The sequence below is a fragment of the Butyrivibrio sp. NC3005 genome (genome assembly GCF_000424545.1).
Taxonomy (GTDB): domain Bacteria; phylum Bacillota; class Clostridia; order Lachnospirales; family Lachnospiraceae; genus Butyrivibrio.
On the sequence record NZ_AUKC01000004.1, the window covers coordinates 155137 to 162699 of the forward strand.

Annotated in this window: 10 protein-coding genes and 1 pseudogene; 3 read left to right on the top strand and 8 right to left on the bottom strand. The window is 39.4% G+C overall.

Features of this window, described 5'->3' with window-relative positions:
- The first annotated feature begins 94 nt into the window (after positions 1-94).
- Together G634_RS0101660 and G634_RS0101665 are read left to right on the top strand one after the other, a co-directional pair.
- Positions 95-769 (top strand): hypothetical protein, encoded by a 675-nt coding sequence (locus tag G634_RS0101660; RefSeq protein WP_026503832.1) that lies wholly within the window; start codon positions 95-97, stop codon positions 767-769.
- A 30-nt stretch (positions 770-799) separates the two neighbouring features.
- A complete protein-coding gene (locus G634_RS0101665) occupies positions 800-1273 on the top strand; it encodes a UPF0236 family transposase-like protein (protein ID WP_026503833.1) in 474 nt (157 codons plus the stop codon).
- Positions 1274-1358: 85 nt separating this feature from the next.
- On the opposite strand, the gene G634_RS0101670 is transcribed toward G634_RS0101665, so the two are convergent.
- The 8 genes from G634_RS0101670 to G634_RS21480 all read right to left on the bottom strand — a co-directional run bounded on the left by G634_RS0101670 (position 1359) and on the right by G634_RS21480 (position 7214).
- Positions 1359-2768, bottom strand: coding sequence for an NlpC/P60 family protein (locus tag G634_RS0101670; RefSeq protein ID WP_026503834.1), 1410 nt, complete (start codon positions 2766-2768; stop codon positions 1359-1361).
- Positions 2765-4108, bottom strand: coding sequence for an O-antigen ligase family protein (locus G634_RS0101675; RefSeq protein WP_026503835.1), 1344 nt, complete (start codon positions 4106-4108; stop codon positions 2765-2767). Before G634_RS0101675 ends, G634_RS0101670 begins: the two co-directional genes overlap by 4 nt.
- A gap of 70 nt (positions 4109-4178) precedes the next feature.
- Positions 4179-5114, bottom strand: a complete 936-nt coding sequence (locus G634_RS0101680; RefSeq protein ID WP_026503836.1) for a DUF1848 domain-containing protein — start codon at positions 5112-5114, stop codon at positions 4179-4181.
- Positions 5111-5284, bottom strand: a complete 174-nt coding sequence (locus G634_RS21470; RefSeq protein WP_242826743.1) for a hypothetical protein — start codon at positions 5282-5284, stop codon at positions 5111-5113. Before G634_RS21470 ends, G634_RS0101680 begins: the two co-directional genes overlap by 4 nt.
- On the bottom strand, positions 5277-5456 hold the full coding sequence (locus G634_RS0101690) for a hypothetical protein (RefSeq protein WP_026503837.1): 180 nt from the start codon (positions 5454-5456) through the stop codon (positions 5277-5279). Before G634_RS0101690 ends, G634_RS21470 begins: the two co-directional genes overlap by 8 nt.
- Positions 5457-5588: 132 nt before the next feature.
- A complete protein-coding gene (locus G634_RS0101695; RefSeq protein ID WP_026503838.1) occupies positions 5589-6314 on the bottom strand; it encodes a MerR family transcriptional regulator in 726 nt (241 codons plus the stop codon).
- A gap of 229 nt (positions 6315-6543) precedes the next feature.
- Positions 6544-6798, bottom strand: coding sequence for a hypothetical protein (locus G634_RS21475; protein ID WP_242826744.1), 255 nt, complete (start codon positions 6796-6798; stop codon positions 6544-6546).
- Positions 6799-6869: 71 nt separating this feature from the next.
- Positions 6870-7214 carry a hypothetical protein gene (locus G634_RS21480; protein ID WP_026503840.1) on the bottom strand — a complete coding sequence of 115 codons (345 nt, stop codon included), beginning with the start codon at positions 7212-7214 and terminating at the stop codon, positions 6870-6872.
- 159 nt (positions 7215-7373) lie between these two features.
- Here G634_RS21480 and G634_RS21930 point away from each other — a divergent pair.
- Positions 7374-7563, top strand: a pseudogene (locus G634_RS21930) (transposase); the annotation flags it as partial.

Consider the following 7563-nt stretch of genomic DNA (forward strand, 5'->3'; position numbering starts at 1 on the left):
GTAGAAAAGCGGGAGATTAAAAAAAGGAATCTCAAAGTATTAATGTTATAGTCTTAAAGATTCTGGGAGATTAGTATGGAAAGGTGGAGGAAAAATGTCAGTAAAAAAGTTAAATGTTCTATCAGCAATACTTTTGGTTATTGCAGTGTCGGTGTTGTATAGGTTTGTGTTTATGATTGATGCACCTGGTGGAGATAAGCCTATATGGAAGATAAAAAGTGTGATGCTTTCAACAAAGGAGAGCAATACTCAGAAAAAATTCTGGTATCTGCTTCCTAAGAGCAATTTATGGACAGGTACCAAAGTAGGATATACCAAATATGTTGATGATCCTATCAATCCGACGTTTTATTATGGTTTTGAAACTGAGGATTACAAAATAACTTGTTATAATAATGAGTTATTACCGGAATATATCAATATAAATTATCATATTGTGGATGATATTTACGTAAGTTGTTCATTGTTCGAACTAGATAAATTCAAGAAAAAACCTTTCGATTATATTTATAAGAAAGGCGAAGGGGATTTGGAAGAGTGTGATGAACAGTATTTTTACAAAAAATGTAATCGAACTCCGGATGAAATATATGAGAGTATGTCTGATATAAAGAATGAAATATATAATGCTGTGAATGAACTCAGCGAGTCAGAGTATAAACAGATTAAAGCTAATTCTATATTAGCAATAGTAGGTGCTGTAATAATCATAGGAATACTTGCAAGAATAAGAAAGAAATTTTGTCCTGCAAAGCAGAATCCTTGCTGATGATTATCCTAAATCTCAGCAAGAAGTCATATGATTCGTAATAAGATAAATGATAAATTCCTGGAACTGGAAGAGAATCAATCTATGACTGAGGATGTAGTTGCCAAAATATATGAGGAATCAGTCGAAACATCTTATCGAAAAGCTGGTGTTGAAAGCACTCCAGAAGGGATAACAAAACAGACTGTAAAGAATCTTCTTCACAACACACAATTCCCTAAGAGTTTTCAAATTCCAGAGAAAAAGAAACAGGTGGATTATCTGTACATTGATGCAGATGAAGATCACTATCATTTACAGTTTAGAGAAAAACTTGGTGACATTAAAATAGATGAAAATGGTAGAAAGAATAATGGAGCCATGACAAAAATGATTTATGTTTATGAGGGGATTGAGCCCGAAGCTCCTAGAAGCAAACGTAACAAACTGGTAAATCTGCCAGGCTATCTTTATAACATTCTTGTAAATTTTACGCTACAATCGAGTAGGGGGAATTTCTCTTAATTGAGAAATTCCGACCTCTCAGTCGAGTAAGTATTTCAACTCAACCTCAAGAAATTTCCGAAGAAACAGCTCTGTTTCATTAATTTCAATACTTTTTCCACAGTATATAATTTATATCTTCAAGCCATGTATTACCGTTTGTTCTTACAAGATTAAGCCCTGAAACAAAAACGCAGAACGTATCCACAATATCTTCCGTATCATGCCCAGGTTCTATGCAGGTTGCACAAGAACTTATAACATAAGGCTCCCCTTTTTCCATACCAAGGTACATCATGATATGTCCCTCCATGTACACAAGTAGCCCTGGTGTCATATCTGCCATGATGCTCTTTTTCTTATCAGGAGTCATTAGACTGCACTCTATGCTCCCAAGATCTGACCTTTGGGCGATTGCTGCCGCATTTCTCGGAAGGTCTAAACCGTAGCAGCTATATACCTGACGTATAAATCCGGAACAATCATTTGATGAAAGAGATCCACCGTAGCCATAAACTCGTCCCAGAAACTTAAAAGCCTGCCTTATGACACTCTCGGAAGTCATAGTCATAAAACCAGCATGAACATCTTTTGATACAGGTATAAGCGTCTGTTCCATCTGCACATATCCATTTTCGCCGCGATATGGGATTTCGACCACGTATGCGCCAAGGCTACTCCTGCCGTTTATATTTCCATTGCCTTTGGAAAGCTTCACCCTTGTTCCCATAGGCAGTATCTTCCCTGACGAATTAGTTGAAACTGCTGTTTCATCCATCACAATCTCACTCCCCGTTACAACAAGAAAATCCTCCGGCTGACATATACTACTCCACTGCTTTTTGTCTGTGCATATAGCAAGAGTATCTTTTTTCACCCATCCAAGATAGGAACCATCAAGAACATAAACCCACTCACCGTCTCTACTTTCACCCAAAACGACCACTCCTGTAAATGGCATAACTTCAGCACTTATCAAATCGTTGAAAAAAATCTCATCCTCATCATCAGACACGAACTCATCACTTGGAAGCTTTTTGGCAACAGATCTGTCTATGCAAATGGCATACTTGGGAATTACAGTATCCGGTATATCCACGTCCAGATTCGAATCTTTTTCCTCATCCATACCAGAATACATAAGTGCCTTAACAACATTGCCTGGGATACTATCTGGAAGATTGTACATGAACAGCTTATAATTTCTGGAATCTTCTTTGCTATAATACTCAACGTAAGATGGATTGTTACTGTTGTAATCTTCAATCTCCTCTTGCGAAAAGAGAACCTCACTTCCTCTGTCCCTTATCCAAAACTCCGGTGCAAGCATATCCACATTTGTTCCATCAATCGTCTGAACCAAATCGCTGCTATAAGTATCAACATCCATGGTCGCCATACTCCCCGCAGCGTTATTGTTCGTACTATATATCTGAAAAAAAGCAGCACCAAGGACAAGCACCGCAACAGCGCCATAGACTGCAATATATGTCTTTTTCTTCATCTTCAAACTCATGATCTCCTCACCCTAATGCAATATCCACATATCATAAAAAAAGGAATTCCCGAATAACACCACAAAGAAGGAAAAAATGGCACAGGCTCAGCCATCCCCATCAAAAGAATCGCCGCTGCACCAATGCACAGATACTTCAACGATTCTCTTTCATTTTTTGAAAAGAGAGTTCTAATCCCAGCAATGCACCAGCTAGCAATCAACATCATCCATGTTGCAAAACCCAAAAGCCCATGTTTTCTAAAAAGTTCCAGATACATATTGTGAGCATGAGGTGCTTTGATATCATGGCGCCCGTTATATATGTTACAGACACTTTCCCTGCTAAGAGGCGAGATTCCAAGAAGAAAACGCCTAAGCGTCCTAGTACACTGCCTGATGCACGAAGACCAGATAAGCGTTCTGTCAGACAAGGTTCCATCATCATCTACAATTTTTCTAACTGCAAGACCTGATATAGCGGGAATCGCCCAGCATCTGCCTGTAATCCTGGCAATTGCAATCATGACTATTCTATAAATATATGTTGGTAAAAGAAAAGATTTAAGAACTACCACCATTATCGTGATAGACAGCAGCATTAAAGCTAAAATTCTGCCCCACCTGTATCTTATCCTAATACGATCCAGTTTCTTATATAAGAGCACAAAAGAATAAATACCGGCTACAAAACAAATCCCTATTGTACCTGTTCTGCAGCCTGTAAGTCCCAGACAAAACCATCCCAGAAAAGAAGCAAGGACATAGAAACACCTTATCTTTTTCTCTGAAACAAGCAATCCATAAATAGCCACTATAATCATGGAAGCACTGGCTATTCCCATGCTGTTGGCATTGTTAAGACCACATAATCTTCCGTTTTTGATACATCCCTTGGCCAAATCTACCCATGGCTCTTCGGACAGCAAGAAACAACTTGCATGAGCTAGTACATACAGACACATCAAACTCATACCTAACGTATATATTTCTGAAAAATATTTGAAAATTTTTATTGGATCAGGAACAATCTGAATGATAAAATACAACCCTAGAAATATCATAAAGGCGCAAAAAAAGCGCGATGTAAAAAAATCTGCAGAAAGTCCCAGGCTGAAAATCGTTGAAATCCAAGATAGAGCTAAAAATAAGACAATAAGACATGTATCAAGATTCTGATACAAACGTTTCAACACTACACCTGTAATCATTAATATAGCGCCAATCGGTGCCATATATAAATAAAGTCTAACATCTCTTGTACCCCAGATGCCTTCAAAAGAATAGATAAGGACTATAACGCTGATAAAAACAACTACTACGCGTTGTAGTAACCCCGTGTTTCTCATAGCAGTTATCATAATAGAAACCCTTCCCCAACCAAATTTCGTCCAATTTTTATTTAACTATATTATAATAATGTTGTCAATATTACGTTTTACTTTGATAACGTAACAGATATTTAGATGTTAAGAACAGACCGTGTAGCACATCCCCGGGCTGACTGTTCCCGATCAGGAACGGCGACTTAGGATCGTGGTTCTTTACGTTCTCTTTCACAAGTGCCGCATTCGTATTGGCATAGCAGTACCTGCAAAGATGTCCACAAGTATCATATGCTCCGATATCTGCCCCCATAAGGCAGGCGCATTTATTGTTCCTCTGATTCCTGCTTCGTTTAGGAACATCGAGTCTTGCATGGAGAGCAGTCTCAAAAGTCTTTACCGTCATACAGCCGGAACAATCTGCACCATATGATGCAAGATCATTTCCCTCAGCACACGGTCTGATGATCATATCATGCTGTTTTGCGATCTCAATAAAAGCTTTGCCAATCGTCAGTCTGTCCTTCTTAAAAACCTCTCTTGCATCCGGGAAGTTCCGCTCCACCTTCTTATAGATATCGATGAAGCTGATCACACAGGTCTTCGTGTATCCTGACAGTGTTGCGGTCATCTGCTCGAATTGATCTATATGCCAATCCACAGAATGCTTATCATCCACAAAGATCGGATCATATCGCCAACCAACGCTGTCTATACTGACGATATCAGAAAGCTTCTTAAAGTCTTCCATCACTTTCTGCTTGTCCGGAACATTAGGCTCGATATCTTTCCCATACGGCGTAATAGTAACGAACCAGTATTGTCCGTATGGCTTTAATGTATCCATATGAGGCAACATCGGTGCCGGATTCTTCGTACAGAATGCAATCAGATTCACAACCTCTGGGGACAGGCTGTACCTGGTCACCTGAGACGGGTTGTAGGGATTACGCACCAGCACAAAGCCTTCTTTTATTCTGTTTATCAGCCACTCATGGTAGAACGCCGGTATGTCCGTTCGCATCCCCGTATTTATGATCATGAAATCACTTCCTCAATTCGTCTATTACCGTACCGATATCCCCATCGATACAGATGGCCTGCTCCCGCCCCGATTACAATAGCATCTGCTTCTTCAATAGCCTTCTTCAGTTTCTTTATCTCATCCGAGTAATTGCCGGTAGATTTCATAGTCGATATCCTTTCAAACATTAAATATCACCTCGATGCTGCTATTTGTTTCCGTACGGTAATCACGAACTTTCTGAACCGCGATCTCTGCAGCCCTCTCATTAGATGCAAGAGTCTTATCATAGAACTCATGCATCTTCTTCATGCTGTCTTCATTTTTATAAATGAACTTCCCTTTCTTTATATCGCTCATAATATGTTATCCCGCAACAGGAATCTCATCTTTCTTCATCCAATATCTGTTGCCATCATCACGAAAAATCTTATAGCCAAGCCATTTCCACCGGCGACTCCAAGGATCATAGCCGTTGAAACCGGAAATGCATCATCCGCAGTAGATCTGTATCGCCCGGTGAGTAAATTCAGCAGTTCCTTCTCCACCCATCTTATTAATGTTCTCGGTGAATTCTCCGCCACCGGCATACATCTTACCAAGTCCGGAAAGAATTTCATTAGAACACTTATAAAAATGCTCGGTAATAAAACTCTGCAGCTTCCTTACCTGATTCTGTACTTCTGCAGAAGCAGGATCCTGATCCTTCATACATCCAAACTCTTCAAAGATTTTCATGAAATTGGCCATCATACTTTCTTCCTCGCTCTTTGAACTCTTCCTGTTCTTCTCTTCGAATTCCTTATATTCCGGAGTATTACCCCACAGTTCTTTTGCGCGCTTGGCGTATTCGTCTAATTTACTTGAATCAAATGCTGTAAAATCCAAATGTCTCACTCCTCTCAGTTTTAAACCACGGCACATAATAATCAGATTTTCGATGTGTTCCTTCTTTAATTCTAGAATTTCTATCTGCTGGTCAAGTGCCAATCTCTTGTCAAAATCAGATCTGGTTACGATATCCTTGATATCCTTAAGAGGAAACTCAAGCTCACGAAACAGTAAAATCTGCTGAAGTCTCTCCAGCGCCGCATCGTCATACAGCCTGTATCCGGACTCGGTATACTCCGCCGGCTTTAAAAGTCCTATCTTATCGTAATACTGCAGCGTGCGTATACTCACTCCAGTCAGTTTACTCACTTCATTTACTGTCTTCATGGCTATCATCTCCTTCACGTGTGATTACATCATAAACTATTACGTTACGTCATAGTCAAGCAAAAATAAATAATTTTGCAAAAAAGATCGGCCTCAAATCCATTTCTGAATTCCTTGCATCGGAGTTTTAACTTCGAATTCAAAAATTGTCATCCTACGCCAATGGCAGGCAATACCTTTTGCTCGATAAAATCCACTCTGTCAAATATCCTCGGCTTAAACGTACCTGTCACTCCAACAGATACTTTTTCTCTTTGTTTATATAGATGATATTTCCGCTGTCACCAATCGCCGCATATACCTCTTTATCATCATAGGGTTTGTACCATAAGTAGCCATAGTTCATAAAGCCAAACCGTTCGCCTAGCTTGAGATGGGGAGAGAGCATATCTTTCAGATATTCTTCTGAGATTATTCTATTTCCGTTATACAGGCCATCATTCAACACCATAGCGCCGATTACAGCCATATCTTTCGCTGACATACATAAACCCCAGCCCGCAGTAACGCAGCCCCGAGGGTCGCTGTACCATTCATATTTCCTTGGATTCTTATTCATGAAAAACTCAAACTGATCTTCTTTGGAGCTGTCATAGTGAGCAGATGCCTGATTGTGACTTCATATATGGTCTTCTCCCCACGCTTTACAATGTAATCAAGGAAAAAATCTATCACCTTTTGATCCACGTTTTTGATAAAGCCCTTGTCCAACGCAATTCCCACAAGTAACGCCATAATTCCTTTGGTAACAGAATTGACATTCATAGCATTTAAGGTCTTAAATCCGTGCCAGCAGTCGTCATAAACATCCAGCCCTTCTTTAATCGCATAAATCTGGCAAATGTTACTCTCGTTTCTGGTGCTTTCAGAAACGTATTTATGAAGTTGTTCTTTCGTCATTAAAAAGCCTCCTCTTAGGAATGGGTAGTGTCAAATCTGACACCCCCTTTTTGTTACTAAAACCTTTATTTTCGGGAGGTTTAAATAAAAAGAGCATTGACCTCCCTTTTGGTATAATGTTAACGACCAAGAAAACACTCCAAAAAGGAAACAATGCTCATGAACATTATACTTTATTTACTTCAAATCATCCACCAACTTTATCAGCAGAATTGCTGGCTTATTAACTTTATATGCAAATATATACCGTTAAAGCAATGGGCCTTTGATGATGCACATTCCCCGAAGTACCAGAAGTTTAAAATAGACAAGTTGCCTATTGTCGAAGAACCTCTCCCAAAACTCAAAT